This is a genomic window from Mycobacterium paraintracellulare (assembly GCF_000276825.1).
Lineage (GTDB): Bacteria > Actinomycetota > Actinomycetes > Mycobacteriales > Mycobacteriaceae > Mycobacterium > Mycobacterium intracellulare.
In genome coordinates, this window is sequence record NC_016948.1 from 2,838,515 (window position 1) to 2,862,870 (window position 24,356).

Below are 24,356 nucleotides of genomic sequence, written 5' to 3' on the forward strand. Positions count from 1 at the left end.
CTAATCCCCCCGCAGGAGCAGCGCGACCTGCTCGCTCATGATGCCGCCGTTGCCGGTCACAAACGCGGTGTGACAGTCGGGCACCTGCGCGTCGCCGGCGCGTCCCATGACCTGCCGCGCGCCGTCGACCACGTGGTGCATGCCGCCGGCCATTCCGGCCTGACCGAAGGACAGTTGCCCGCCGGCGGTGTTGAGCGGGAACTCCCCGCGATGGGTCAAATCGTGTTCGTTGATCCACGACATGCCTTTGCCTTTCGCGCAGAATCCGGCGTCTTCCAGGCTCATCAGCACCGTGATGGTGTAGCAATCGTAGATCGAGGCGACGTCGACGTCGGACCGGGACAGCCCGGCCATCGCGAACGCCCGCTCGGCGGCGCGGGCGATGGGTGTGGACAGCAGGTCCTCGGCGTAGGTGGGGGTCTTGAAGGCGATGTGTTCGCCGAACCCCTTGATCCAGACCGGGCGGTGGCGGGCGCGGCGCGCGATGTCGGCGTTGGCGATCAACACCGCCGCTCCCCCGTGCACGCGCATCACCGTTTCCAGCATGTGGATGGGGTCGGCGATCATCGGGCTGTCCAGCACGTCGTTCACCGTGATGGGGGTGCCGTGGAAGACGGCACCGGGGTGGGCGCACGCGTTGGTGCGTTGGTCGACGGCGATCTTGGCGACCGCGGCGGGGTCGTAACCGTATTCGGCCGCGTACCGCTGGGCGATCTGCGCGTAGGGCGCGTTTTGGCCCACGTTGCCGTAGGGGATCTCGAACTCGGCCTGCGGCGAGCCGTAGTTGCCCGAGGACGCCCCATACCAATTCGGCTCCGGCGCGGGCCGCCGTTCGGACCGGGGCACGGCCGCGGAGCCGGGTACCACGGCCAGGGCGGCCTCGCAGGCCCCGAGTTCGACGGCCGCCGCGGCCCGCCACACCATGCCGGCCGAGGTGGCCCCGCCCAAGTCGACCCGCTCACCGAAATCCAGTGCCAGGCCCAGGTATTCGCACAGAGTGGCCGGGGCGAACATGGCCGACTCGGCGACGCCGTGGGTCAGCAGGCCGTTGACACAGCCCGGATCGACACCGGCGTCCTCGATCACCATCTTCGCCAGCAGCGCGTACTGGTCGAGGGTGAACATCGCGGGGCGGGTGGGGCGCCGTTCGGCCGGCAGCTCGGCGATGCCGACGATCGCGGCCTCTCCCCGCAGCCCGCTCATGCCCGGCTCCCCCGCAGCGGCAGCGCGACGCCGGCGGTGCCCGGCATCAGCACCGTGTCGCCGCGCCGGCCGGCGATGTCCAGATCCACCAGGCCGTAGCCCCCAAAATCATTGCCGCCCGGGCGTTTGCCGGTGACCTCGCCACCGAAACTGAGCGCCTCACCGGGATAGGCGATCGCCCGGTTCTGCACCGAGAACGTCACCAGCCTGCCCCGCCCGCCGACCCAGTCCCCGAGGGCGCGGGCCAGCAGCGCCGCCTGCAGCGGACCGTGCACCAGCACGTTGTCGTATCCCTCGGTGTCGCGGGCCCACTCCTTGTCGTAGTGGATCCGGTGACCGTTGTATGTGGCGGCCGAAAAGAAGAACATCTGGGTTTCGTCGACGGTCACCGTCAGCGTGGGGATGTGATCGCCGACGGCGATGTCTTCATAGAACACTTGCTGGTCGGTCACGATGCTCCTAGGGGCGGGCGATCATCGACGTCGACGCTTCGGCCAGCAGGTCGCGATCCTGGTTGCGGTACACCGTGTGCCAGGTGACGAGGACGAATCTGCCGGAGCGGCCTCGCTTTTCGACGATCGACTCGATGGTGCGGACCATTTCGATTTCGTCGCGGTGGTAGGCCGGCAGGTGAAAGGTGAAGCTCTCCCCGCCGGCCATCCGCTTGGGGGCGCGGGGAAACGCGAGGCTGCCGGAGACCGCGCCGGAGGATCCGTCGGGGCGCAGCGACTCCAGCCGCGACACCCCGAGGACCGCGTACTGCAGGTACAGCGGCGGGCAGATGATGTCGCGAAAGCCGTTGGCGCGGGCGTACTCCGGATCGAAATACAACGGGTTGTCCTCGCCGACCGCGGCCGCCCACCGTTGCCAATCGCGCCGGGTCACCTCACCGGTCGCCGAGGCGGCGACCGTGCCCACCCTCGACGCCGACTCGGCGTCGATCAAGCTGTCCTCACTCACCGGCGCTCCCTTCTCCCATGGTTTCCCGAAGCCACGACGCCGCGACGTCGGCGCCGCCGCCGAGCGTCGCACCGAGGCGGGCCCGCTCGCTCCACAAATGCAGGTCCGTCTCGGTGACATAGCCCATCCCACCGTGCAGCTGATGGGCGTCGAGCGTGATCAGCCGGGCCGCGGTTGCCGCGTGCATGCGGGCGATGGCGGTCTCCCTGCTCGCGGTGCGGCCGCGCCCCAGCCAGAACACCGCCGCGTGCGCCGCCAATCGCGCGGCCGCCAGGGCGATGTGCATGTCGGCGATCAGATGCTGGGCCGCCTGAAACGAGGCGATGGGCCGGCCGAACTGGTGACGCAGCTTGGTGTAGTCGACGGTGCGGTCCAGCACGGCCTGGCCGACCCCGACCAGGTCGAGTGATCCCAGCGCCACCGCGGTGTTGGCCAGCCGGCGCAATCCCGGCACGGTGACGCCGTCGAGCACGGCGTCACCGGCCACGACCGCGTCGTCGAAGCGGACGGTGAACGCCCGGTGCCCGCCGACCATGTCGAGCGGCTCGACGGTCACACCGCCGCCGTGCGCGTCGACGAGGAAGACCAGCGGGCGTTCGGCTCCGCCCCGCGACGAGGCGGCCGATACCACGATGAGATCGGCGACATCGGCGTCGGCGACGTAATCCGCGGTTCCGTTGAGCCGCCACCGATTCGGATCGGGATCGGCGCGCAGCGCAGGGGCGACGAGCGCGGCGTCGCGGGCGTTCCAGAGGGCGGTGGTGGCGCGGACGCTGCCGCACGCGAGCGGGGGCAGCCAAGCGGCCTTGGCCTCCGGGGAGCCGAGCTGGTCGACGGCGAGGGCGGCGTGCACGGTGCTGTGCACGGTCGTCGGGCACAGCGCGCGGCCGGCTTCGGTGTAGAACACGGCCAGGTCGTCGAGTGAGCCACCGGCGCCGCCGTACTCCTCGGCGACGGCCAGCCCGAATACCCCCGCGTCGGCCACCGCCTTCCACAGCGCCGGCGTGCGCCGGTCCGCGCCCGGCTCGTCGAGGGCGCGCACCTGGCTGACCGGGTTCTCGGCGGCCAGCAGGGCGCGTAGCGCCGCGGCGAACTCCCGCTGCTCTGCGGACGGGATCGTCTTCATCGGTGGTGTGCGAGGCTTCCGTCAGCGTCCATAGGAGGGCATCCCGTGCCCGCGCTGGGCGATGATGTCGCGAAGCACCTCATTGGTGCCCCCGCCGAAGCGCATCAGCGGGGCGGCCCGGTAGAGCCGCTCGAATTTGCCGGCCAGCGGGGCCTGTTCGCTGCGATGCGCCAACAGGCCGTCCGGGCCGAGGAGATCGAGCGCCAGGGCGGCGATGCGCTGGCGCAGCTCGCTGGTGAACACCTTCTCGACGCTCACTTCGACGGTCGGAATGACGCCGCTGTCGAGGATCGAGGCCGCCTCGTAGCCCATCAGCGTGGCCACCGCGACGTCGGCTTCGGCCTGCGCCAGCCGGCGGCGAAGCGACGGGTCGTCGGCGGGCACCGTCCCGTCGCGGCGCGGACTGCGCGAAAGTTCGTGCAATTCCTCGACGGCGCGGCGCAGGTCTCCGGCGTTGGTCAGCGCGCCGCGCTCGAGGTCGAGCGCGCCGGTGATGTAGGTCCAGCCGCGGTTGACCTCGCCGACGAGGTTGGTGGCCGGCACCCGCACGTCGCGGAATGCCACCTCGTTGGTGCGGTAGCCCGACCACGCGTAGAGCGGGCGGATCTCGACGCCGGGGCTGTCGATCGGCACGATGATGACCGAGATGCCGCGGTGGCGTGCGGTCGTCGGATCGGTACGGACGCAGAGCCATTCGTGCGTGGCCCGCTGCGCGCCGCTGTTCCAGATCTTGGTCCCGTTGATCACCCATTCCTCGCCGTCGCGGGTCGCGGTGGTCCGCAGGCTCGCCAGGTCGGTCCCGGCCTCGGGCTCGGAATAGCCGACCGCGCAGATCATTTCGCCCCGGGCGATCGGGGGCAGCCACTCGCTCTTGTTCCGCTCGGTGCCGTGACGCATGATCATCGGCGCCACCGACGTGACGGTCAGGTCGGGTCCGGGCACGCCCCAGTACTCGAATTCGCTCATCAACAGGTGCTGGTGAATGGCGCCCAGACCCAGCCCCCCGTACTCGCGCGGCCAGTTCAGCCCGAACCAGCCCTTGGCGCCGATCTCGCGGCGGAACCGCGCCACCTCGCCGTCGAGAATCTCCAAGTCGTGCGCGGCCAGCTCGGCGCGCAATGCGGGGGTGACGTTCTCGTGCAGAAATTGGCGGACCTCGGCCAGCCAGGCGCGCTGCCCGGCGTCGAGTTCGAAATCCATTCCGGCGCCTATGCCTTTCTCGGAGCGTCGATGCCGTTACACCGAGCAGCGCCAGCGTAACGCCGCCGCGAGTTCGCGCGGGGCATTCTGCCGCGCATCGGTCGCGAACGGCGGGGGTCGCACTGTAAAACCGCTGTCAAACTCCCGTTAAAACCCGTCGACGCTCTGGCGGATTCGGCCGCGGGCTGCGAAGATTTTCGGATCGGTTGGTCAACGCGGACCAGGCCCTCTGCCCCAGCCCGAGGGAGAAATCATGCCCACTGTTGAGACGCGCCTCCGCGAGGACTTGCGCAACTACGCCGTCGAATTGAGACAACTGGCGTACACCCTTCCCCTGGGCGTAGGCGAGCACAATCTTCTGCAACTGTCCGATCGGATGCGCGCCGCGGCCGACCAAGTGGTCCGCAAGGGCGCCTGACGCGCGAGCGATCAGCCGCCCTTGAGGCGGATCTTCCAGCGCACGAAACCCAGATAGACGGCGCTGATGAGCGCCAGCATGCCGACGTCGAACCACCACCTGGCCGGCGTGTGCTGCCAGTGCGAGTCCTTCGGGGTCAGCGGCCCGGGCACCAGCTTGGTCAGGTCGGCGGTGGACGCCGACGCCGCGAATCCCCACCGGGCGGGCGTGGCCCAGGCCATCTGATCCAGCCCCACCCGGCCGGTCACCGGGATCATCCCGCCGGAGAACACCAGCTGTGACATGACGGCCACCACCAGCAGCGGCATGATCTGCTCGTTGGACTTGGCGACGGCCGACAGCGCGAGGCCCAGCATGGCGGAGGCCACGCACGTCAGCGCGACGTCGACGAACAACTCGAGGCCGGGCTTGCCCAACGCCACCGCGCCCTGGGTCGGCGCGCCCTTGCCGAGCACCGCGATGATGGTAACGATCGCCGACTGGACGATCGCGAAGACCGTGTACACGCACACCTTGGCCAGCAGGTACGCCGACGTCGACAGGCCAACCGCCTGCTCGCGCAGGAAGATCGCGCGTTCCCCGATGAGGTCGCGGATGGTCAGCGCGGTACCCATGAACACCGCGCCGACGTTCAGCAGCACCAGGATCTGACCCGGCTCGTTAGGCGCGGCGCCCATCGGGTTCGGGATGCCGAAGCCGACATCGCCGGGCACCGACATCGACAGCGAACCCATGATGAACGGCAGCAGCGCCAGGAACACGAAATAGCCGCGATCCGAGACGATCAGCCGCATCTGGCGCCGGGCGATGGTGGAGAACTGCCGGAACAGGCTGGTGTGTGAGGGGTCGCCCAGTTCGGCGGGTTTCTCCGCCGGCGGCGGCGCCGGGGGCGGGCCCGTCCGCGCCAGGTAGCGCTCCCGGGAGCCGTCGGGGTCGTTGGCGACGGTGCTGAAGATGTCGGCCCAGTTGGTGGTGCCCATGGCGGGACCGATTTGGCCGGGCGGCCCGCAGAACGCCGTCTTGCCGCCGGGGGCGAGCAGCAAAACCTGATCGCAGACGTCGAGGTAGGTCAGCGAGTGGGTGACGACGAGCACCACCCGGCCGGCGTCGGCCAGCTGCCGCAGCATGGTCATCACCTGCCGGTCCAGCGCCGGATCCAGGCCCGACGTCGGCTCGTCGAGGATCAGCAGCGACGGCCCGGTGAGCAACTCCAGCGCCACCGAAGCGCGCTTGCGCTGGCCGCCGGAGAGCTTGTCGACCAGCGTGTGCAGGTGCTGGGTCATCTCGAGTTCCTCGAGTACCCGGGCCACCACCTGGGCGCGGTCGTCCTTGGTGGTGTCCGGCGGCAGGCGCAGCTCGGCGGCGTACATCAACGCCTGCTGCACGGTCAGCTGGCCGTGCACGACGTCGTCCTGCGGCACCATCCCGATCCGGCTGCGCAACGAGGCGTACTCGGCGTGGACGTTGTGGCCCTCGAACGCCACCGTGCCGGTGCTCGGGTGCGTGTACCCGGCGACCAGCCGGGCGAACGTCGATTTGCCGGCGCCGGACGGCCCGATGATCGCGGTCAGCGTCCCGGGCAGGGCGGTCAGCGAGATGTTGTCCAGCAACGTCTTGTTGTTCTCGATCGTCCACGTCACCCCGCGCACGTCGAGGCCGCCGGTGCGCGTCGCGGTCGCGGTCTGGTCGCGGCGGGCCAGGGTGCCGCCGGCGAAGACCAGGTCGATGTTGCCGATCGTGACGACGTCACCGTCGTGCAGCACGGCCGAATCGACGCGGGCGCCATTGACGAAGGTGCCGTTGATGCTGCGGTTGTCATGGATCTCGGTGCCACCGGGCGCCGGGATCAGCGTGGCGTGGTGGCGTGACGCCAGGACCTCGGGGATGACGATGTCGTTGTCGTTGGCGCGGCCGATCGTGATCGCGCCCGGCGTGGACTCCAGCCCGGCCCTGCCCGGCCGCAGGATCTTCATCATCGACGTGGCGATGTTCGACGAGTCGCCACCGATGCGGCCCGTCTGGGACGCCGGTTGCGCGGTGGTGGGCGGGGCCGCATGTACCGCCGACGGCGCCCGGTAGATCTGCGGCGCGGGCTGGGGCGCGCTGGGCGGCGCGGCCAGGGGGCCGCTGGTCGGGAAGCGGGTCTGCGGCCCCGACGGATGGCTCGGGGTCGGGCCGCTGGGCGGCTGGCTCGCGAGGGGTCCGCTCGGTGAGTGGCTGGGCTGCGTGGTGGTGGGCGGATGCGCCGAGTGGCGGAATGAGGCAGACGCCGGCTGCTGAGGCTGGGCGGAAGTTTGCGTGCCGCTCGGGCTCTGCGGCGCTCCCACGAGGGGCGCGCCGGGCGTGCTGACGATGGGTATCGACGTCGTCAGCGGCGGCCGCCCGGCCGAACCCTGGTGGCGGCCGACCTCGAAGGTCAGCGCCGGGCCATCGGGATTGCCGACGTTGACGCGCATGCCGTCCTGGATGTCGATGACCGGGACGCGGCGATTGTTCGCGTACAGACCGTTGAGGCTGCCGTTGTCGACGGCGACCCATCGGCCCTGGTCGTACCGCACGATCAGATGGGTGCGGGAGATCAGGGGGTGGGCGACGCGGACGTCCGCGCGAAGGTCACGCCCGATCACGACGTCATTGCCTGCCGCGAAGGTGCGCTCGGCTCCCTCGTACCGCACGGTCAGCGCAGGCGGGGCTGGTGGGCTCATCAGGACCAACTGTAACGGCAGCGCCGCGAGTTGGGCACCCGGCGCAACGGGATACGGGCGCCGGCCGTCGAATCAGCCTGCGGCACAATTACTTTCGTCGGCTTCAACCGGCCGCGGCGGCGCTGCGCAGGCGGCGCACGTTCCGGACCCTACTCCGGACCGCGTCCCCGGCGGGGGTGACGTCCTTGACGAAATCGCCGAGGTATTTGATGGCGCGCCTGCCCTCCGGCAAGATGTCGGCGGCCAACGGGAAGTCGTGGATCTGCCCGTCCCACAGGTGCAGATCGCATCGGACCCCGCTGGCTTCCAGGCGCTTCGCCATCAGTTCCGCGTCGGCGAGCAACAATTCGTCCGAGCTCGCGTGAATGGTCACCGGCGGCAACGACGACAGGTCGGCATCCACCGGCGAGGCGACCGTGGACTCGCCCCGGCCCTCCGCCGCCCGGGCGTCGCCGAGGTACTTAGCGAACCGCGAGAACGCGCTGCGGGTGAACATCGAGCACTTGCGGGCGTTGCGGTGCTTGAGTTTTCGTGCCGGATCCGTGTCCGTGAACGGCGAGATGGTCGCGACCCCGGCCGGCTCCATGATGTCCTCGCCGATCGCCGACAGCGTGGTCATGAACGCCAGGTATCCGCCGGCCGAGTCGCCGGCCACGACGACCCGGTCGCCGTCGTAGCCGCGGTCCTGCAGCCACCGCAGGCCGCTGATCCCATCGTCGATGGCGTCGGTGATCTGATGTGCGGGCAACTTCCGGTAGGCGACGGCGAGCACGGCGGCGTCGGCCTCCTTGGACAGGCGGGTCACCATCGAGCGGTGCGTGTTGAGGCCGCAGGTGAGGAACGCGCCGCCGTGCAGGTACAGGATCGCCCGGTCCCCCGAGACGCCGGGAGCGCGAACCCACTCCGCGGCGCAGTGCTCGAGACGCACCGGTTCGGTGCTCGCCGCGGAGCCGAGACGGGGAAACATCCCGGCAAAACTGTCGACGTACTCCAGCGGCCAGTGCAGGTTGGGCGTCATGGCCCAGGCGCGGACCGCGTTCTTCACGATCAACCGGCTGGCGAGCGAGACGGCGACCGACTGGGGGCTATGCCGATGGTGCATGCGCCGCGTCGTCGCCACGCTCGGCAGTATGCGGGCCGGATCGATTGTGCTCACTGTGTCATCAACTCCTAAGTGGACACCGGGTACCCGGCTTACCGGTGGATCCAGCGCGCAGCAAACGTCGCGTAGGTCACTGTTTGCCGCTGGCAGAGATGGGTACCACCCGTTGATCGCGATCGCCGATGTCGCGCGGCCGGAATGGGGCCGGACCGGCTGTGGCCGGGGCCGCCGCGTGGCCCAAGATATGAGCGATGACACACGCAGAGCATCCGGGCCCGTTGCTGGCCGACCGGGTCGCGGTCGTGACCGGCGGCGGGGGCGGCATCGGCGCGGCCACCGCGCGGCTTTTCGCCCGCCACGGCGCGCACATCGTGATCGCCGATATCGACGGCGAGCTGGGCGGCGCGACCGCCGACGCGATCACGGCGGCCGGCGGATCCGCGCGGGCGGTCGTCACCGACGTCCGGGCGCCGGACCAGGTCACCGGCCTGGCCCGGACGGTGCTGGACGAGCACGGGCGGGTCGACGTGCTGGTCAACAACGTGGGCCACTGGCTGCGCCACCCCGGAAACTTCGTCGACACCGACCCGGGGCTCTGGGATGAGCTCTACCGGATCAACCTCCACCACGTCTTCCTGCTCACCCGGGCGTTCCTGCCCGCCATGGTGGACCGGCACGCCGGTGCGATCGTGAACGTCTCGTCGGTCGAGGGGCTGCGCGGCTACCCGGAGGATCCGGTGTATGCCGCGTTCAAGGCGGGCCTGATCGGCTTCACCCGCAGCCTCGCCGTGCAGGTGGGCAACCACGGCGTGCGGGTCAACGCGATCGCCCCCGACGTCACCGAGTCCCTTCAAGTGCCCTACTCGCAATGGCTGTCGCCCGAGGAGCACACCCAATGGCCGCGGTGGGTGCCGGTCGGACGGATGGGCCAGCCCGAGGATCAGGCCCGCGTGATCCTGTTTCTGGCCTCGGACCTGTCGTCGTTCGTCACGGGCCACACCATCGCGACCGATGGCGGAACGGGCGCGGCCGGCGGATGGTTCCGCTCGTCACGCCGGCCGGGCCGCGAGTGGACGAATCGGCCGGTCGACCCCTGAGACTCCTTGGTAAACCGCCGGCTTCCTCAAAGCGCTTGCGCGGGACGGAATCTGGCTTGATCGTCGATGATCGTCACCGGGATGCCGTTGAGCACCCCGTTGCCGGACGGCTGGTCGACGAATGTCGGCGGGGACAGCACGTTGGTGTTCGCGCCCGGTGAGCCGTTGGCCACCGTCATGCGGGTGCCCGGCTTGCCGTGTCCCCAGCCGTGGGGCATCGAGACCACGCCCGGCTTGATGGCGTCGGTGATCTCCACGGGCACCCTGATCTCGCCGGCCTCCGATTTCACCGTCACGATGTCGTTGTCGGCGATGCCGCACCGGGCCGCATCGTCGGGGTGGATCAGCAACGTGCACCGGTCCTTTCCCTTCATCAGCGCGGGCACGTTGTGCAGCCAGGTGTTGTTCGAGCGCAGGTGTCGGCGGCTCACCAGGACCAGCGGTTCGGCGGGGCGTTCCATGCGCGCGGCCAGCCGGGGCAGGTCGTCGAGCAGGTACTGCGGTGCGAGCCGGATCTTCTTGTCGGGGGTGCCGAGGATGTCGGGGAGTTGGGGGACCATGGGCCCGAAGTCGATTCCGTTCGGGTTGGCCTTGAGCGTGTCCAGCGTGAGCCCGCCCGGATTCTTGCCGTACTGGTCGCCGAAGGGCCCGGTGCGCAGGGTGAGGTCGAGCATGCGCTCCGGCCCGCCGTGCTCGTAGAGCTTGCGGATCTCCGCGCCGTCGAGCCCGCGGGTGAAGGCCAGGTAATCGAAGAAGCCGTCGTCGATGGCCGCAACGTCGACGTCCTCGGCGGGCGTGCCGGTACACAGTCCGGTCAGCCGGATCAGGATCTCCCATTCGTGCGGGCGATCGCCCGGATCGAACACGGGCGCGGAGTAATTCGCGATGCTGTGAATCGCGAAGAGCAGGATCAGATCGTCGTGATGCGGCTGCTCCAGCGGCGACAGTCCGGGCAGGATCACATCAGCGTGCCGTGTGGTCTCGTTGAGCCAAAGGTCAACGGAGATCATCGCCTCCAGCATCGGCAGCACTTCGTCGAGCTTGTCGCCGCCGGGGGTGGACAGCACCGGGTTGCCCGCGACCGTGATGAGCGCCTTGAGTTGGCCGTCGCCCGGGGTGGCGATCTCTTCGGCCATGCACGACACCGGCGCCTGGCCGAGAACTTCCTTGGCGCCGCGCACGCGGGTGTGCCAGCGGCCGAATTCCGGTGCGCCGCCCTCCAATCCGGGCAGGGGCTGCGTGGTGATCGACCAGGCGGCCGGCCTGGGAAACATGGCGCCGCCGGGGGTGTCGAAATGACCGGTCAGGATGTTGACCACGTCGACGAGCCAGCTGGCGAGGCTGCCGAATTCCTGGTTGCACAACCCGATTCGTCCGTAGACCACCGATTTGTCGGTGCCGGCGAGTTCGCGGGCCAACCGGCGGATCCGGTCTTCGCCGATGCCGGTGACGGCGCCGACGCGTTCCGGTGGCCAGTCCGCGACGGCCCGCCGCAGGGTGTCCAGCCCATCGAGGTGGCCGGCGAGGTGCGGACCGGGACGGGCGAGGTCTTCGGCGAAGAGGGTGTGCGCGACCGCCAGCAACAGCGCCGCGTCGGTCCCGGGCACGATGGGAAGCCACTCGTCGGCGCGCGCGGCGGTCGGGGTGCGCACCGGGTCGATCACGATGACCTTGCCGCGCTTGCGGATCGCGTCGATCAGGCCCATCACGTTGGGCGCTGCCAGCAGTGAGCCCTGCGATGCGGCGGGATTGGCGCCCATGATGACCAGCAGGTCCGTGCGTTCGATGTCCGGCACCGGGAAGTTCCACCAGAGTCCGTACATCAGGTGCGAGGACAGGTTCTTCGGCCATTGGTCGACCGTGCCCGGCGAGTAGGTGATCGGCATCCCGGACATGCCCATCAACACGCCCGCGTAGCGGGCCAGCGAGAACGAGTGCGCCAGCGGGTTACCGGTGTAGGCGGTCACCGCGCCGATTCCGTATTTGTCGATCACCGGCGTCAGCAACTCGGTGCAGCGCCGGAACGCCGCGTCCCAGCTGACCTCCTGCCACTGACCGTCGACCTTGATCATCGGCTCGCGGATGCGGTCCGGGTCGTCGTGCAGGGCGGCCAGCGATGTGCCCTTGGGGCACAGGTGCCCGCGGCTCCAGACGTCGTCGCGGTTGCCCCTGATGCCGGTGACAAGGCCGTCATCGACCTGAATTTCCAAGCCGCACATGGCTTCACACAACGGGCAGGTGCGCAGGTGCCTGCCGTCTTCGCCGGGTTTCATCCACCCACTGTATTGCGCTACCGCCCGTAGCGGAAGTGGTGACAGCGGCGGTGGCCCGGACACCACGTGACCGGGCCACCGCCGGCTGTCGCTACTGTTCGGCCTTCTGGCGAGCTTCGTTGATATCGGCGGCCTTTCGGGCGCTTTCGGCCTCGGCCTCCTTCTGGGCGGCCTCGCGCTGCGCATCGGCCTTGTCCTGTTGGGCCTGGCCTTCGCGCATCAGGTCGTCGCGTCCGGCGACCGCCCCGGCGACTTCCTTCACCTTGCCCTTGACGCCCTCGACGACGCCTTCGACGGCTTCCTCGGGACCGCTCTTGTCCGACATACGTACTCCCCTCCTTGTCGTGCGTCTTGCTCAGCGCTTATTGCCCAGCCGGTCGGTTCCCAAAACCTTCGACGGGAGTCGCCTTCGCCACAGCGCCGACGCGTCGGGCGGTCGCCGCGCAAGGACCGCCGGCCGTTGCATCTAATTCCCCTGCGGTTCAGGGTGTTTGACAATGCCCGGCCGAGACGACGCCGGAATGTCCCGGCCGTATCGGTTACGCTGAGGCCCGATATCGCTGCACCCCGGTCAGCGGCGGGAGGAACCATAGCAGTGGAAACGTGGGAACTGGTGGCCCGTGAGCAGATCCGCGACACCTTGGCGCGCTACAACTGGTCCGGCGACGCGGGCGCGCTCGACGGCCTCGCGGAGACGTTCTGTCCGAACGGCGTGCTCGAGATCCGCGGGTTCGACCCGCTGCGCGGGCGATCGGCGATCGCGGAATTCCTGGGCGGCGTCACCGGAAAGGTCGCCGTCGACGCCGATGTCACTGGCGGCGTCAAACCGATTGTGCGCCATAACGTCGCGAACGTGTTGTTCACCGAAGTGACACCTGGCGAGGCGCGCGTCAAGTCGTACTTCACCGTCGTCACCCACATTGGGCTCGACCATTGCGGCCGCTACCGGGACGTCCTGGTGCCCGAGGGTGGCACCTGGCTGATCAAGCACCGCCGGGTGTCCACCGACTGGGCAGCGCCCGACTCGGCGATGGCACGCTAGCCCTCGCAGAACGCGGTCCCGATCCGCGTCCGGCGCAATGTTTGCCGGAAGCCCCCCAGTGGCTATAGAAAGACCGTCACACAACAAATCGCGGTCGCCCCGATCGTGGATCCCCCACGAGCGTTGGGATGACCGATGGTCATGTGACCAGCGGTCAGAGCCGCACACAAGAGACGAGCGAGTATGCAGCGACTCAGTGGGCTAGACGCGTTCTTTCTGTACCTCGAATCACCGACACAGCCGCTGAACGTTTGCTGCGTCCTGGAGCTCGACCCCGCGACCATGCCCGGCGGCTACGATTTCGCGCGCTTTCGTGAGGCGCTCGCGGAGCGGGTGGACGCCGTCCCGGAATTCCGTCTCAAGCTGGCCGATAACCAACTGAACTTCGACCATCCGGTCTGGGTGGACGACGACCGGTTCGATCTGGGACGCCACCTGCACCGGGTCGCGCTGCCCTCGCCGGGCGGGCGCGAAGAACTGGCGGAAATCTGCGGCCACGTCGCCGGCCTGGCGCTCGATCGCGATCGTCCGCTGTGGGAAATGTGGGTGATCGAAGGGCTGCGTGGCGGGGACGCGCTGTCCGTCGTCCTCAAGGCCCACCACGCGGTGGTCGACGGTGTGGGCGGAGCCAACCTGCTCGCGCAACTGTGCGGCCCCACCCCCGACTGCCCGCCGCCGCCGCCGGAACCGGCCGCCCGCGCCGGCGCGGCGAACCCATTGCAGATCGCCGCCGGCGGTCTGATCGGGGCGGCGTTGCGACCGTGGCGCCTGGCGCGGGTGGTGCCTGCCACGGCACTGACGCTGGCGCAAACGGTCCTGCGCGCCCGCGCCGGCGGCCACACGATGGCGGCCCCGTTCGCGGCGCCGCCCACGGCGTTCAACGGCCGCTTCACCCGACGCCGCAACATCGCCCTGGCGAGCGTGGACCTCGAGGACGTCAAAACCGTGAAACAGCGGTTCGGGGTGACCGTCAACGACGTGGTGACGGCGATGTGCGCGGGGGCGCTGCGGCAGTACCTTCTGGACCGCGACGCCCTGCCGGATATTCCGATGGTCGCCAGCGTGCCGGTGTCCGTGCGCGGCAAGTCATCTCGACCGGGCCGCAATCAGATGACCTGGATGCTGTGCCGGCTCGAAACCCACATCGCCGACCCCGCCGAACGCCTCACCCGCATCGCCGGCGGGAACGCCGCGGCCAAGGACCACGCCGCCGCGATGGGACCGACCCTGCTGCAGGACTGGACGCAGGTGGCCGGGCAGACCATGTTCGGTGCCGCGATGAAGCTGCTGCCCCGCATACCGCTGCCCGAGAAGCCGCCGCACAACCTGGTGATGTCGAACGTGGCCGGGCCGCGAGACCAGCTCTACTTCTTGGGTTGCCGGCTCGACGCGATGTACCCGCTCGGTCCGATCATCGCCGGCGCCGGGCTCAACATCACCGTGATGTCGCTGGGCCGCCGTCTCGGCGTCGGCATCATTTCCTGCCCCGACCTCGTGGCCGACCTCTGGGACCTGGCCGACGCCTTCCCCGTCGCCCTCAAAGAGCTGATGAATTCGAGCGCGCCGGTCCGCGGCCGAACCTGACCGCCGCCCGTTCAGCGGAACCCTATCCCCCCTCGGCGCCGCGGCATGGCAGGGTGACACCCGTGGCAGACACTTTTCGACAGCCTCTCGCAGAGCAAGACCTGCGCGAAATCAGCACGGAAAACGGCGCTTTGCGCTACTACGACACTGGGGACAGCGGGGCCCCCGATTCCGCACCGGTGCTGTTGTTCCTGCACGGGTCCGGGCCCGGGGTCACCGGGTGGCGCAACTTCCGCGGCGTGCTGCCCGCCTTCGCCGAGCGATTCCGCTGCCTGATCCTGGAATTCCCCGGGTTCGGGGTCAGCGACGACTTCGGCGGACACCCGATGGTCACCGCGTTCGGCACCGTCGCGCCCTTGCTGGACGCGCTCGGCGTCGCCAAGGTGCACATCGTGGGCAACTCGATGGGCGGCGGTGTGGGCATCAACTTCGCCACCCACAATCCCGAACGCGTCGGTCGGCTGGTGACCATCGGCGGGATCGGCACCAACATCTTCAGCCCCAGCCCCAGCGAAGGCATCCGGCTGCTGCAGGAATTCGTCGAGGACCCGACGCGCCAGCGCCTGGTCGACTGGCTCAAGTCGATGGTCTACGACCAGGGGTTGGTCACCGAGCAGCTGATCGAGGAGCGCTGGCAGCTGGCCACCGACCCCGACACCCTGGCCGCGGCGCGGCGCATGTACGGCAAGGCGGCGTTCGCCGGGATGAACGCCGCGCTGGCCGCCTCCGACCGGCCGCTGCCGTGGGCGACCATGCACAAGCTCACCGCGCCCACCCTGCTGACCTGGGGACGCGACGACCGGGTCAGCCCGCCAGACATGGCCCTGATCCCGATGCGCACCATTCCCAACGCGGAGCTGCACATCTTCCCGAACTCGGGGCACTGGGCGATGATCGAGGCCAAGGAGGCCTTCGAAAGCACTGTGCTGACGTTCCTTTCGCGCGGCTAGCGCGGGACCGTCCTCAATCCACGTCTCCCCCGGCGCCCAATGTCGGTGCCGGTGCACCCGCCAGGCCCGCGGTGAGCAAGGCGTGGGCCCCGGGATTGCCATCGAGGACACGGCTCGTACGCTTGGTGATCCGCCAACGGTTCTCGATGCGCCGCAACTCGAAATGGTTTGCCGTGCAGCGCCATACGCGGTAACTCTCGCCGTCGCGCACGAGAACCAGCGATTCGCTGACCGCCACCGCCGAATCTCCCGCGACCGTCACGACCGCCGGTCCGACGAAGTGGCAGCAACCACCACCCACCAGCTTCTGATGGGAGGCCGAGCTGACCATGGCGCGCACGTCGGCCCGGCTGTGCATCTGCCAACCCTCGACGTCGTAGCCGCCATCGGTCGCCCAGAGCCGCGCCGCGGCGTCGGCGTCCCCCGCGTCCACCGCCGGACCGTAGGACGCGATCAATCGGGCGATATCGCGTTCGTCCTCGAGTCGGCACAGCCGTGTCAACAGTTCGTCGGCGTCGATCACCGCTGATCTCCTTCCAGTTTCAGGAGCGCATCATTTCTGGCCCAGGAGTTCCTGCACGGCTCTGTGCGCGCCCAACACGATCGCGGCGCGGTCCGGGCCGCTGCCCCGGTGCACCGCGGCCGCGTTGCCGCCAGCGATGAACACCGGGCCGTTGGCCAGGTTCTCCAACCCCTCGCGGGCCACGTCGGCCGGTTCGGACACCGACAGCCCCGGCACGTCGAAGTTCAGGCCGGCCCGGGCCATGGCCGGCGTGCGGGTCACGCCCAGCACCAGTTCCAGCACGTCGACGCCGTGCTCGCGCAGCTCGAGCCACAGGCTCTCGGCGAAGAGGCGGCTGAAGGCCTTCACGCCGGTGTAGACCGATTGGCGCATCGAACCGTGGGTCGCCGCCATCGAGCCGACCACCAAAATGCCGCCCCGGCCGCGGGACCGCATCGGCCGCGCAAAGTGCTGCACGAGTTGCAGCATCCGCGTCACGTTGAGGTCGATCACCCGGCCGAACTCGCTGAGCTCGGCGTCCAAAAACGGCTTGCTGCAGGTGTTGGCGCCGGCGTTGTAGATCAACAGGCCGACCTCGATGTCCGCGGTCTGCGCGGTGATTCGCGCGACCGCGTCGGGGTCCAGCAGGTCTATGGCCAACGTGCGCACCTGTGCGCCGATCTCGCGGCACTGCCGCGCCGTGTCCTCCAGCGGTCCCGGCTTGCGAGCGATCAGCACCAGATCGAACCCGTCACCGGCCAATTGCTTTGCGAACTCGGCGCCCACGCCTTCCGAGCCGCCGGCGATCACCGCCCACGGCCCGTACTTCGCGATGTCGGTCACGGATCCTCCTATCTTTGGGTGGCGCCCGCGTCGACGGGCAAGGTGATCGCGGTGATGTAGCGCGCCTCGTCGGAGGCGAGGAACAGCGCGGCGTTGGCGACGTCGAGGGGGTCGATCCACGGCACTGCGAGCATGTTCATCGAACGCGCGGCGTCGGCGAATTCGGCGCGCGTGGGCGGGCGGTCCAGGTCCGGGCGAAAGGCGCTGCTGACGACGTCGTTCTGGATCATCGGCGTGTCGACGTTGGTCGGGTTGACGCAGTTGACCCGGACATGGTGCGGCGCAAGCTCGTTGGCCATCGAGCGCATCAAGCCGACCACGCCGTGTTTGGCGGCCGTGTAGTGCGCGACGCCGACCAGGCCGCGCAGCCCGGCGATCGAGCTCGTCAGGATCACCGATCCGGCGCCGCGCGCGATGAGGTGGGGCACGCCGGCGCGGCAGGTGTGCCAGACCCCGGTGAGGTTGACGTCCAGCATGGTGCGCCAGGCGTTTTCGTCCAGCTCGACCGCCATGCCGCGCGACGTGATTCCCGCGGTCGCGCACACCACGTCCAGCCCGCCGAACCGCGCGGCGCCGCGGTCGGTGGCGGCCCGCATGCCGGCGAGGTCGCGGACGTCGACGATCTCGGGGTGCACCCGCCCGCCGGCCTCGCGGACCAGCGATGCGGTGGTGTCGAGGTCGTCCGGCGTGCTGTGCGGGACGAGCACCGTGTCGATCGGGCCGCACACGTCGAGCGCCACGATGTCGGCGCCCTCCTGGGCGAAGCGCACGGCCTGCGCGCGACCGATCCCCCGCGCCGCGCCGGTGATCAGGGCGACCTTGCCGTCGAGTCGCCCGCCGCGCGCCGCCCTCATGTCGTCTTCTGGGTCAGGCCGGCGTCGACGACGAGCTGGGTGCCGGTGATGTAGCGGGCCTCATCCGAGGCCAGGAACAGCACGGCGTTGGCGATGTCGACGGGCTCGACCCACGGCACCGGAAGCAGGTTGCGGGCCCGCAGCACCTCGGCGGCGTCGGCCTCCGTCGGGTTTTCCAGGTCCGGTCGCAGCCGCCGAAAGGTGGCCTCGTTGAGCACCATTGGGGTCGCGACGGGGCCTGGATGCACGGTGTTGACCCGGATGCCGCGGGGCCCGAGCTCGTTGGCCAGCGTGCGGGCCAGTCCCACCACCGCGTGCTTGCTGGCGGTGTAGTGGGCGGTGTTGGGCAGGCCGCGAAGGCCGCTGGTGGAGCTGATGATGACGACGGAGCCGCCGTCACCACCGATATGCGGCACCCCGGCCCTGACGGTGTGCCAGACGCCGGTGAGGTTGATGTCCAGTGTGCGCCGCCACACCAGTGGGTCCAGTTCCCACGACGGCGCGCCCGGCAGGTGGACGCCGGCGTTGGCGACGATGGTGTCGAGGCGGCCCAGCTCGGCGACGCCGGCATCGATGGCGGCGGTGACGGCCCCGAGGTCGGTGACGTCGGCCAGCCCGGTCACGCAGCGCCGACCGCGATCGGCGACTTTCTCTGCGGTGTCGGCCAACTCGTCGGCCACGGCCGGGGCGTCGAGCGCGATCACGTCGGCGCCCTCGTCGGCGAACCGCTGGCAATGCACCCGGCCGGTTCCCTTGGCGGCGCCGGTGACGACGACGACCGTGTCCCGTAGACCCGTCATCGTTCGATGAGATCGAAGCCGCGGTAGCCGGCGTCGGCGACCTCGGCGCAGATGTCGTTATAGGTCGCGAAGCCCCCGACGAACAGCATGAAACCCCGGGGCTTTCCCGGCACGTTCGCGCCCATGTACCACGAGTTCGCCTTGGTGAACAGCGTCGTCTCGGCCCGACGGGCGCATTCGGCGCCCCAGCCGTCCACGCTGTCGACGCCTGCTTCGATCGCGGCGTAACCGTGCTCGTCCAGGAACGCGATGGCGTCGGCGATCCAGTTCACCTGGGCTTCGGCGTGCAGCACCATGTTCGCCAGCACGGCGGGCGCTCCCGGGCCCGAGATCAGGAACAGGTTGGGGAAGCCGTCGACGCCCAGCCCCAAATAGGTGCGGGGTCCGTGCGCCCAGTCGTCGCGCATAGCGGTGCCGCGGCGCCCGACGATATCGATCCGGCCCAGCGCACCGGTCATCGCGTCGAAACCCGTTGCCAGCACGATCATGTCGACGTCGTAGTGGGCGTCGGTCGTGTTGATGCCGGTGGTGTCGACGGATTCGATGGGGGTGGCGCGGACGCTGATCAGCGACACGTTCGGGCGGTTGAAGGTCTGAAAATAGTTGCTGTCGGTGCAGATTCGCTTGGTGCCGATGGGGTGGTCGTTGGGGATCAGGAGGTCGGCGACGGCCGGATCGTCGATGACGGCCCGGACCTTCTCCTCGTAGAATCGGCGGGCCTCTTCGTTGGCCTCCAGATCGGTCATCTGGTCCGGGAAGGTCTTCGAGAACAGCACACCGCCGAGCTGCCAACGCTTTTCGAACGCCGCTCGGCGCTCCTCGGGCGTGAACTGCATGGTGGGCTTCGGCGCGGTGATGTGGGGTGAGCCGCCGCCGCTGCGCCACGACAGCGCGCGTCGCTGGGCATATTCCGCCTTGATTTCGTCGAGCTCTTCGGCCGACAGCGGCCTGTTGCCCGCCGGCACGCTGTAGTTGGGTGTGCGCTGAAAGACGTAGAGGTGTGCGGCCCGCTCGGCGATGACCGGAATCGATTGAATGCCGGAGGATCCGGTGCCGATCACGGCCACCCGCTTGCCCGTGAAGTCGACGGGGTCGTGGGGCCATTGCGCGGTGTGGTAGATCTCGCCGGCGAAGGTGTCCAGGCCGTCGAAGTCCGGGGTCAGCGCGGCCGACAACGGACCGGTAGCCATGAGACAGAACCGCGCCGAGATCGTCTGGCCGGCATCGGTGGTGATCGTCCAGCGCAGCGTCGTCTCGTCGAGCGTCGCGGAGACCACGCGGGTGCGCAGCGCGATGTCGCGGCGCAGGTCGAGTTTGTCGGCGACCCAGTTCAGGTACGCCAGGATCTCGGCCTGTGTGGCGTAGCGTTCGGTCCAGTTCCATTCCTGCTGCAGTTCGTCGGAGAACGAGTAGCAGTAGTCGACGCTCTCGACGTCGCAGCGCGCGCCGGGATACCGGTTGTAGTACCAGGTCCCGCCGATCTCGGGCGCGGCTTCCAGGACTCGCACCGAAAGCCCCTGGCCGCGCAGCTTGTGCAGGGCGTACAGGCCGGCGAACCCCGCGCCGACCACGACCACATCGAGAGCCTGTTCGCCGGGATCGTTCACAACCAGTCACGGTAAGGCCTGCGGGATCGCGCACCGCTCCCCCTCCCGGTCACCGGACGCCGGGGGCGCATCTTCCCGGCCACCGGGCAGCTGGGTTCGCCCTGCCGTCTGGATCGCTCACGATCGGCGGATGCCGCAAGTCGCGCGCGTCGACGTCGAGCTGGACGGTCGACGCCATCATTTGTGCTGGCCCCACGGGCAGACGCTGGTCGAGACATTGCTCGAGGCGGGCATCGCCGTGCCCCACTCGTGCCGGGAGGGCCGCTGCGGCTCGTGCGTGGCGACCGTGGTCGCGGGCGAGGTCGACATGGTTCCGTGCGACGTGTTGGACGCCGACGATCTCGAGGAGGGCCTGATTCTGGCCTGCCAGGCGCGGCCCGCGGGCACCGATGTTCATGTCGAATTTTGACCGCGTTGTGTCCGCTCATCGGGATTTACTTTGGGACGGGTCGGGACTGCGGTAGACCATTACTAAGCACCCACACGTAAGGACAACGATATGAGCGACCGGGTACTGGACCGGGTAGTGGCCATGGCCGATCAGCTGCGCGAACAGGCCGCGGAGGCCGAGCAACTCGGCCGGCTCACCGACGACACCGTCAAGCTGATGAAGGGCGCCGGGCTGATCCGGCTGCTGCAGACCAAGCAGTATCAGGGCTTCGAGGTCCACCCCCGCGAGTTCGCCGAGACGACGATGGCCACCGCGGCGCTCGATCCCGCGGCGGGCTGGATCGTCGGCGTGGTGGGCGTGCACCCCTACCAGCTCGCCTACGCCGACCCGAAGGTGGCCGCCGAGATCTGGGCCGACGACGTCGACACCTGGATGGCGTCGCCCTACGCGCCGCAGGGCGTGGCCAAACCGGTCGACGGCGGCTACCTGTTCAACGGGCGCTGGCAGTTCAGTTCGGGCACCGACCATTGCGACTGGATCATCCTGGGCGCCATGCTCGGCGACGAGAAGGGCATCCCGTTGATGCCGCCGCAAATGCTGCACATGATCCTGCCGCGCAAGGACTACGAGATCGTCGAGGACTCGTGGAATGTGGTGGGGCTGCGCGGAACCGGCTCCAAGGACGTCATCGTCAAAGACGCGTTCGTCCCGACCTACCGGACCATGGACGCGGCGAAGGTGATGGACGGCACCGCCCAGCGCGAGGCCGGCATGACCGAGCCGCTGTACCTGATGCCGTGGTCGACGATGTTCCCGCTCGGCATTTCGGCGGCCACCATCGGCATCGCCGAGGGGGCGCTGGCCGCGCACCTCGATTACCAGCGCGGCCGGGTGGGCGCCACCGGGACCGCGATCAAGGACGACCCCTACGTGATGCACGCGATCGGCGAGGCTGCCGCCGACATCAACGCCGCCCGCCAGGAGCTGCTGGCCAACGCCGACCGCATCTACGACATGGTCGCCGCGGGCAAGGAGGTGTCGTTCGCCGACCGCGCGGCCGGGCGCCGCACGCAGGTTCGCGCGGTGTGGCGCGCGGTCTCCGCCGTCGACGAGATCTTCGCCCGCTCCGGCGGCAACGCGGCCCGGATGGACAAACCGCTGCAACGGTATTGGCGTGACGTGCACGTCGGCCAGATGCACGCCATCCATGTGCCGGGCACCACGTACCACGCGGCGGCGCTGAGTTCGATCGGCATCGACCCGCCCGAAGGCCCGCTGCGGGCCTTGATCTGAGGGGTTTTCAATGTCTGACCTGAAAAGCCTTGGCTACATCACGGTTTCGACCTCAGACATCGAGCGTTGGCGCCATTTCGCGTTCGGTGTGCTGGGATTCGCCGAAGGGAAAGGACCCGACGAGTCCGCGCTGTACTTGCGGATGGACGAACGCGCGGCCCGGATCATCGTCGTCCCCGGCGGGGTTGACCGGGTGATCACGGTCGGCTGGGAAGTGCGTGACCACCAGGCGCTGCAACGGGTCAAGGCCGCCCTGGACGGCGCCGGTGTCGGTTTCAAGGAATTGTCCGTCCAGGAGGCCGACGCCCGCCGCGTCGAAGAGGTGATCACCTTCGAGGATCCGGCCGGCACCACGCTGGAGGTGTTCCACAGCGCGGTGCTCGACCACAGCCCGGTGATCACCCCGTTCGGCGCGAAGTTCGTGACGGGCGACCAGGGTCTGGGCCACGTCGTCGTGCCGGCGACCGATTTCAACGGCGTCGTCGACTTCTACACCGAGGTGCTCGGTTTCCGGTCTCGTGGCGCGTTCCGGGTGCCGCTGCCCGCCGAGTTCGGACCGATCCGGGTGCGGTTCCTCGGCATCAACGCGCGCCATCACAGCCTGGCGATCTGCCCCGCCGCCCAGCAGCGCGACCCCGGGCTGGTGCACGTCATGGTGGAGGTGGACACCCTCGACGCCGTCGGCCAGGCGCTCGACCGCGTCAACGCCGATGGCTTCACCGTCGCGTCCACGCTGGGCCGGCACACCAACGACAAGATGGTGTCCTTCTACGTCCGCGCGCCCGGCGACTGGGACATCGAATTCGGCACCGACGGGATGCGGGTCGACGAAACGTATTACACCGCAGAGGAAATCACCGCCGACAGCTATTGGGGCCACGAGTGGATTCCGGAACCACCCGCGGCCATGCGCATGTGATCGCCGAATCTGACGTGACGCCGGTGGCGGCGTCGTCGATCACGTCGTGGGACGCCGAGGCCGACGTCGTCATCGCCGGCTATGGGATCGCGGGCGCCGCGGCGGCGGTGGAAGCCGCCCGGTCCGGCGCCGACGTCCTGGTGCTCGAGCGCACCGGATCCTGGGGCGGCGCGGCATCGATGGCGGGCGGATTCATCTACCTCGGGGGCGGCACGCCGCTGCAAAAGGCTTGCGGCTTCAGCGATTCGGTCGACAACATGGCGGCGTTCCTCAACGTCGCGATGGGCCCCGGCGCCGACGAGGCCAGGATCGCCGACTATTGCGCCGGCAGCGTCGCCCACTTCGACTGGCTGGTGGGCTGCGGCGTCCCGTTCAAGGCGGAGTTCTTCTCCGAGCCGGGCTGGGAGCCCATGGGCGACCAGGGGTTGATGTACAGCGGCGGCGAAAACTCCTATCCGTTCAACACGATCGCCTCCCCCGCCCCGCGCGGGCACGTCCCGCAGATGCAGAACAAGAAGCAGGGCGAAGCGAGTGCGGGCTACATGCTGATGAAGCCCCTCGTCGAAACGGCCACCGCCGCCGGGGCGCGGGCCCTCTACGACGTGCGGGTGCAGCGGCTGATCACCGAATCCGACGGCCGGGTGGTGGGCATCTGCGCCCGCCAGTACGGCAACGACATGACGATCCGGGCGCGCCGCGGGGTCGTGCTGGCCACCGGCAGTTTCGCCTACAACGACGCGATGGTGGCGCGCTACGCGCCGCGCATCGCGGGGCGGCCGGCCGCGTCGATCGAGCAGCACGACGGGCAGGCGATCCGGATGGCGCAGGCGCTGGGCGCCGACCTGGCGCACATGGACGCCACCGAGGTCGCGATCTTCGTCGACCCCCAGCAGCTGGTGCGCGGCATCCTGGTCAACGGGCGCGGTCAGCGCTACGTCGCCGAGGACACCTATCCGGGGCGGATCGGCCAGCTCACGCTGTACCAGCAGGACAACGTCGCGTACCTGATCATCGACGGCGACGCGCAGGAGGCGGCGGAGGCCTCGTGGTCGCCGAAGCTGATGCTGCGCCCGGCGACCTGGGTGGCCGACACCGTCGCGGACCTGGAGCGCGACATGGGCCTGCCGCCCGGTTCGCTGCAGGCCACCGTGGCCGCCTACAACGAGGGCGCCGCGCGCGGCGAGGATCCGCTGCTGCACAAGAAGTCCGAGTGGATCAAGCCGATCGGATCGCCGGTCGGCGCGATCGACCTGCGGGAAAGCACCGGCGGCTTCACCCTGGGCGGGCTGGCGACCACGCTGGACGCCGAGGTGCTGCACGTCAGCGGCGCGCCCATACCCGGGCTGTTCGCCGCCGGCCGGTGCACCGCCGGCCTGGCCGCGTGGGGCTACGCCAGCGGCGTCTCGCTCGGTGACGGCAGCTTCTACGGCCGCCGCGCCGGGCGCTCGGCGAGTCTTTTTCCGCGGGCGTAACGCCACGGTGGGATA

General features: G+C 69.4%; 23 protein-coding genes. 9 read left to right on the forward strand and 14 right to left on the reverse strand.

The genetic code is table 11. The annotated features are described in order from the left end of the window. From OCQ_RS13185 to OCQ_RS13205, 5 genes are read right to left on the reverse strand one after another with little or no spacing between them, the layout of a single operon-like run. Complete coding sequence (locus OCQ_RS13185; protein WP_014384831.1) at positions 1–1,203, reverse strand: thiolase family protein; 1,203 nt, start codon at positions 1,201–1,203, stop codon at positions 1–3. Next, positions 1,200–1,655, reverse strand: coding sequence for a MaoC/PaaZ C-terminal domain-containing protein (locus OCQ_RS13190; protein WP_014384832.1), 456 nt, complete (start codon positions 1,653–1,655; stop codon positions 1,200–1,202). Before OCQ_RS13190 ends, OCQ_RS13185 begins: the two co-directional genes overlap by 4 nt. Positions 1,656–1,662: 7 nt before the next feature. After that, the gene (locus OCQ_RS13195) at positions 1,663–2,163 is read right to left on the reverse strand and encodes a MaoC family dehydratase (RefSeq protein WP_014384833.1); all 501 of its coding nucleotides are present in this window, start codon (positions 2,161–2,163) and stop codon (positions 1,663–1,665) included. Next, positions 2,156–3,289 carry an acyl-CoA dehydrogenase family protein gene (locus OCQ_RS13200; RefSeq protein WP_014384834.1) on the reverse strand — a complete coding sequence of 378 codons (1,134 nt, stop codon included), beginning with the start codon at positions 3,287–3,289 and terminating at the stop codon, positions 2,156–2,158. The genes OCQ_RS13195 and OCQ_RS13200 overlap by 8 nt, the downstream gene beginning before the upstream one ends. 21 nt (positions 3,290–3,310) lie before the next feature. Further along, positions 3,311–4,489: an acyl-CoA dehydrogenase family protein gene (locus tag OCQ_RS13205; protein WP_014384835.1), complete on the reverse strand. Its 1,179-nt coding sequence runs from the start codon at positions 4,487–4,489 to the stop codon at positions 3,311–3,313. A gap of 253 nt (positions 4,490–4,742) precedes the next feature. Here OCQ_RS13205 and OCQ_RS26795 point away from each other — a divergent pair, with 253 nt between their 5' ends. Continuing rightward, positions 4,743–4,907, forward strand: coding sequence for a hypothetical protein (locus tag OCQ_RS26795; RefSeq protein ID WP_008257199.1), 165 nt, complete (start codon positions 4,743–4,745; stop codon positions 4,905–4,907). 11 nt (positions 4,908–4,918) lie between these two features. Here the strand turns inward: OCQ_RS26795 and OCQ_RS13210 are convergent, their stop codons facing one another. Together OCQ_RS13210 and OCQ_RS13215 are read right to left on the reverse strand one after the other, a co-directional pair. Next, entirely contained in the window at positions 4,919–7,612 is a 2,694-nt protein-coding gene (locus OCQ_RS13210; protein ID WP_139826551.1) for an FHA domain-containing protein, read from the reverse strand. 103 nt (positions 7,613–7,715) lie between these two features. Further along, the gene (locus OCQ_RS13215; protein ID WP_014382688.1) at positions 7,716–8,714 is read right to left on the reverse strand and encodes an alpha/beta hydrolase; all 999 of its coding nucleotides are present in this window, start codon (positions 8,712–8,714) and stop codon (positions 7,716–7,718) included. Positions 8,715–8,965: 251 nt separating this feature from the next. On the opposite strand from OCQ_RS13215, the gene OCQ_RS13220 reads away from it, so the two are divergent. Beyond that, on the forward strand, positions 8,966–9,811 hold the full coding sequence (locus tag OCQ_RS13220) for an SDR family NAD(P)-dependent oxidoreductase (protein WP_014384838.1): 846 nt from the start codon (positions 8,966–8,968) through the stop codon (positions 9,809–9,811). Positions 9,812–9,837: 26 nt separating this feature from the next. Here the strand turns inward: OCQ_RS13220 and OCQ_RS13225 are convergent, their stop codons facing one another. Both OCQ_RS13225 and mbp1 read right to left on the reverse strand, forming a co-directional pair. Then, positions 9,838–12,084, reverse strand: a complete 2,247-nt coding sequence (locus OCQ_RS13225; RefSeq protein ID WP_014384839.1) for a molybdopterin-dependent oxidoreductase — start codon at positions 12,082–12,084, stop codon at positions 9,838–9,840. A gap of 91 nt (positions 12,085–12,175) precedes the next feature. After that, positions 12,176–12,409: a microaggregate-binding protein 1 gene (gene mbp1 / locus OCQ_RS13230; RefSeq protein ID WP_009954239.1), complete on the reverse strand. Its 234-nt coding sequence runs from the start codon at positions 12,407–12,409 to the stop codon at positions 12,176–12,178. Positions 12,410–12,679: 270 nt separating this feature from the next. Here mbp1 and OCQ_RS13235 point away from each other — a divergent pair, with 270 nt between their 5' ends. From OCQ_RS13235 to OCQ_RS13245, 3 genes are all read left to right on the forward strand, one after another. Then, positions 12,680–13,126, forward strand: coding sequence for a nuclear transport factor 2 family protein (locus OCQ_RS13235; RefSeq protein ID WP_009954238.1), 447 nt, complete (start codon positions 12,680–12,682; stop codon positions 13,124–13,126). Between the two features lie 183 nt (positions 13,127–13,309). Continuing rightward, positions 13,310–14,710, forward strand: a complete 1,401-nt coding sequence (locus OCQ_RS13240) for a WS/DGAT/MGAT family O-acyltransferase (protein ID WP_014380246.1) — start codon at positions 13,310–13,312, stop codon at positions 14,708–14,710. 53 nt (positions 14,711–14,763) lie between these two features. After that, positions 14,764–15,660 (forward strand): alpha/beta fold hydrolase, encoded by an 897-nt coding sequence (locus OCQ_RS13245; RefSeq protein WP_407937420.1) that lies wholly within the window; start codon positions 14,764–14,766, stop codon positions 15,658–15,660. A gap of 13 nt (positions 15,661–15,673) precedes the next feature. On the opposite strand, the gene OCQ_RS13250 is transcribed toward OCQ_RS13245, so the two are convergent. The 5 genes from OCQ_RS13250 to OCQ_RS13270 are packed head-to-tail and all read right to left on the reverse strand — an operon-like array spanning position 15,674 to position 20,266. Beyond that, entirely contained in the window at positions 15,674–16,183 is a 510-nt protein-coding gene (locus tag OCQ_RS13250) for a nuclear transport factor 2 family protein (protein WP_009957240.1), read from the reverse strand. A 30-nt stretch (positions 16,184–16,213) separates the two neighbouring features. After that, on the reverse strand, positions 16,214–17,005 hold the full coding sequence (locus OCQ_RS13255) for an SDR family NAD(P)-dependent oxidoreductase (protein ID WP_014384841.1): 792 nt from the start codon (positions 17,003–17,005) through the stop codon (positions 16,214–16,216). An 8-nt stretch (positions 17,006–17,013) separates the two neighbouring features. Next, positions 17,014–17,859 carry a mycofactocin-coupled SDR family oxidoreductase gene (locus OCQ_RS13260; protein WP_014384842.1) on the reverse strand — a complete coding sequence of 282 codons (846 nt, stop codon included), beginning with the start codon at positions 17,857–17,859 and terminating at the stop codon, positions 17,014–17,016. Beyond that, the gene (locus OCQ_RS13265) at positions 17,856–18,659 is read right to left on the reverse strand and encodes a mycofactocin-coupled SDR family oxidoreductase (RefSeq protein ID WP_014384843.1); all 804 of its coding nucleotides are present in this window, start codon (positions 18,657–18,659) and stop codon (positions 17,856–17,858) included. The genes OCQ_RS13260 and OCQ_RS13265 overlap by 4 nt, the downstream gene beginning before the upstream one ends. Further along, positions 18,656–20,266: a flavin-containing monooxygenase gene (locus tag OCQ_RS13270; protein ID WP_008257229.1), complete on the reverse strand. Its 1,611-nt coding sequence runs from the start codon at positions 20,264–20,266 to the stop codon at positions 18,656–18,658. The genes OCQ_RS13265 and OCQ_RS13270 overlap by 4 nt, the downstream gene beginning before the upstream one ends. Before the next feature lie 130 nt (positions 20,267–20,396). Between OCQ_RS13270 and OCQ_RS13275 the strand changes: the two genes are divergently transcribed. The 4 genes from OCQ_RS13275 (at position 20,397) to OCQ_RS13290 (ending at position 24,341) form a co-directional block, all read left to right on the forward strand. After that, positions 20,397–20,675, forward strand: a complete 279-nt coding sequence (locus OCQ_RS13275) for a 2Fe-2S iron-sulfur cluster-binding protein (RefSeq protein WP_008257233.1) — start codon at positions 20,397–20,399, stop codon at positions 20,673–20,675. A 90-nt stretch (positions 20,676–20,765) separates the two neighbouring features. After that, on the forward strand, positions 20,766–21,950 hold the full coding sequence (locus OCQ_RS13280; RefSeq protein WP_014384844.1) for an acyl-CoA dehydrogenase family protein: 1,185 nt from the start codon (positions 20,766–20,768) through the stop codon (positions 21,948–21,950). A gap of 10 nt (positions 21,951–21,960) precedes the next feature. Continuing rightward, positions 21,961–22,869 carry a biphenyl-2,3-diol 1,2-dioxygenase gene (gene bphC, locus OCQ_RS13285; protein ID WP_014384845.1) on the forward strand — a complete coding sequence of 303 codons (909 nt, stop codon included), beginning with the start codon at positions 21,961–21,963 and terminating at the stop codon, positions 22,867–22,869. Beyond that, positions 22,833–24,341: an FAD-dependent oxidoreductase gene (locus tag OCQ_RS13290; protein ID WP_051019737.1), complete on the forward strand. Its 1,509-nt coding sequence runs from the start codon at positions 22,833–22,835 to the stop codon at positions 24,339–24,341. Before bphC ends, OCQ_RS13290 begins: the two co-directional genes overlap by 37 nt. Positions 24,342–24,356: the final 15 nt, after the last annotated feature.

Coding starts and splice junctions, on each gene's coding strand:
- OCQ_RS13185 (WP_014384831.1), bottom strand. CDS start 1,203: ATGAGCGGGCTGCGGGGAGAGGCCGCGATCGTCGGCATCGCCGAGCTG.
- OCQ_RS13200 (WP_014384834.1), bottom strand. CDS start 3,289: ATGAAGACGATCCCGTCCGCAGAGCAGCGGGAGTTCGCCGCGGCGCTA.
- OCQ_RS13205 (WP_014384835.1), bottom strand. CDS start 4,489: ATGGATTTCGAACTCGACGCCGGGCAGCGCGCCTGGCTGGCCGAGGTC.
- OCQ_RS26795 (WP_008257199.1), top strand. CDS start 4,743: ATGCCCACTGTTGAGACGCGCCTCCGCGAGGACTTGCGCAACTACGCC.
- OCQ_RS13210 (WP_139826551.1), bottom strand. CDS start 7,612: ATGAGCCCACCAGCCCCGCCTGCGCTGACCGTGCGGTACGAGGGAGCC.
- OCQ_RS13215 (WP_014382688.1), bottom strand. CDS start 8,714: ATGCACCATCGGCATAGCCCCCAGTCGGTCGCCGTCTCGCTCGCCAGC.
- OCQ_RS13220 (WP_014384838.1), top strand. CDS start 8,966: ATGACACACGCAGAGCATCCGGGCCCGTTGCTGGCCGACCGGGTCGCG.
- OCQ_RS13225 (WP_014384839.1), bottom strand. CDS start 12,084: ATGAAACCCGGCGAAGACGGCAGGCACCTGCGCACCTGCCCGTTGTGT.
- mbp1 (WP_009954239.1), bottom strand. CDS start 12,409: ATGTCGGACAAGAGCGGTCCCGAGGAAGCCGTCGAAGGCGTCGTCGAG.
- OCQ_RS13240 (WP_014380246.1), top strand. CDS start 13,310: ATGCAGCGACTCAGTGGGCTAGACGCGTTCTTTCTGTACCTCGAATCA.
- OCQ_RS13260 (WP_014384842.1), bottom strand. CDS start 17,859: ATGAGGGCGGCGCGCGGCGGGCGACTCGACGGCAAGGTCGCCCTGATC.
- OCQ_RS13265 (WP_014384843.1), bottom strand. CDS start 18,659: ATGACGGGTCTACGGGACACGGTCGTCGTCGTCACCGGCGCCGCCAAG.
- OCQ_RS13275 (WP_008257233.1), top strand. CDS start 20,397: ATGCCGCAAGTCGCGCGCGTCGACGTCGAGCTGGACGGTCGACGCCAT.
- OCQ_RS13280 (WP_014384844.1), top strand. CDS start 20,766: ATGAGCGACCGGGTACTGGACCGGGTAGTGGCCATGGCCGATCAGCTG.
- bphC (WP_014384845.1), top strand. CDS start 21,961: ATGTCTGACCTGAAAAGCCTTGGCTACATCACGGTTTCGACCTCAGAC.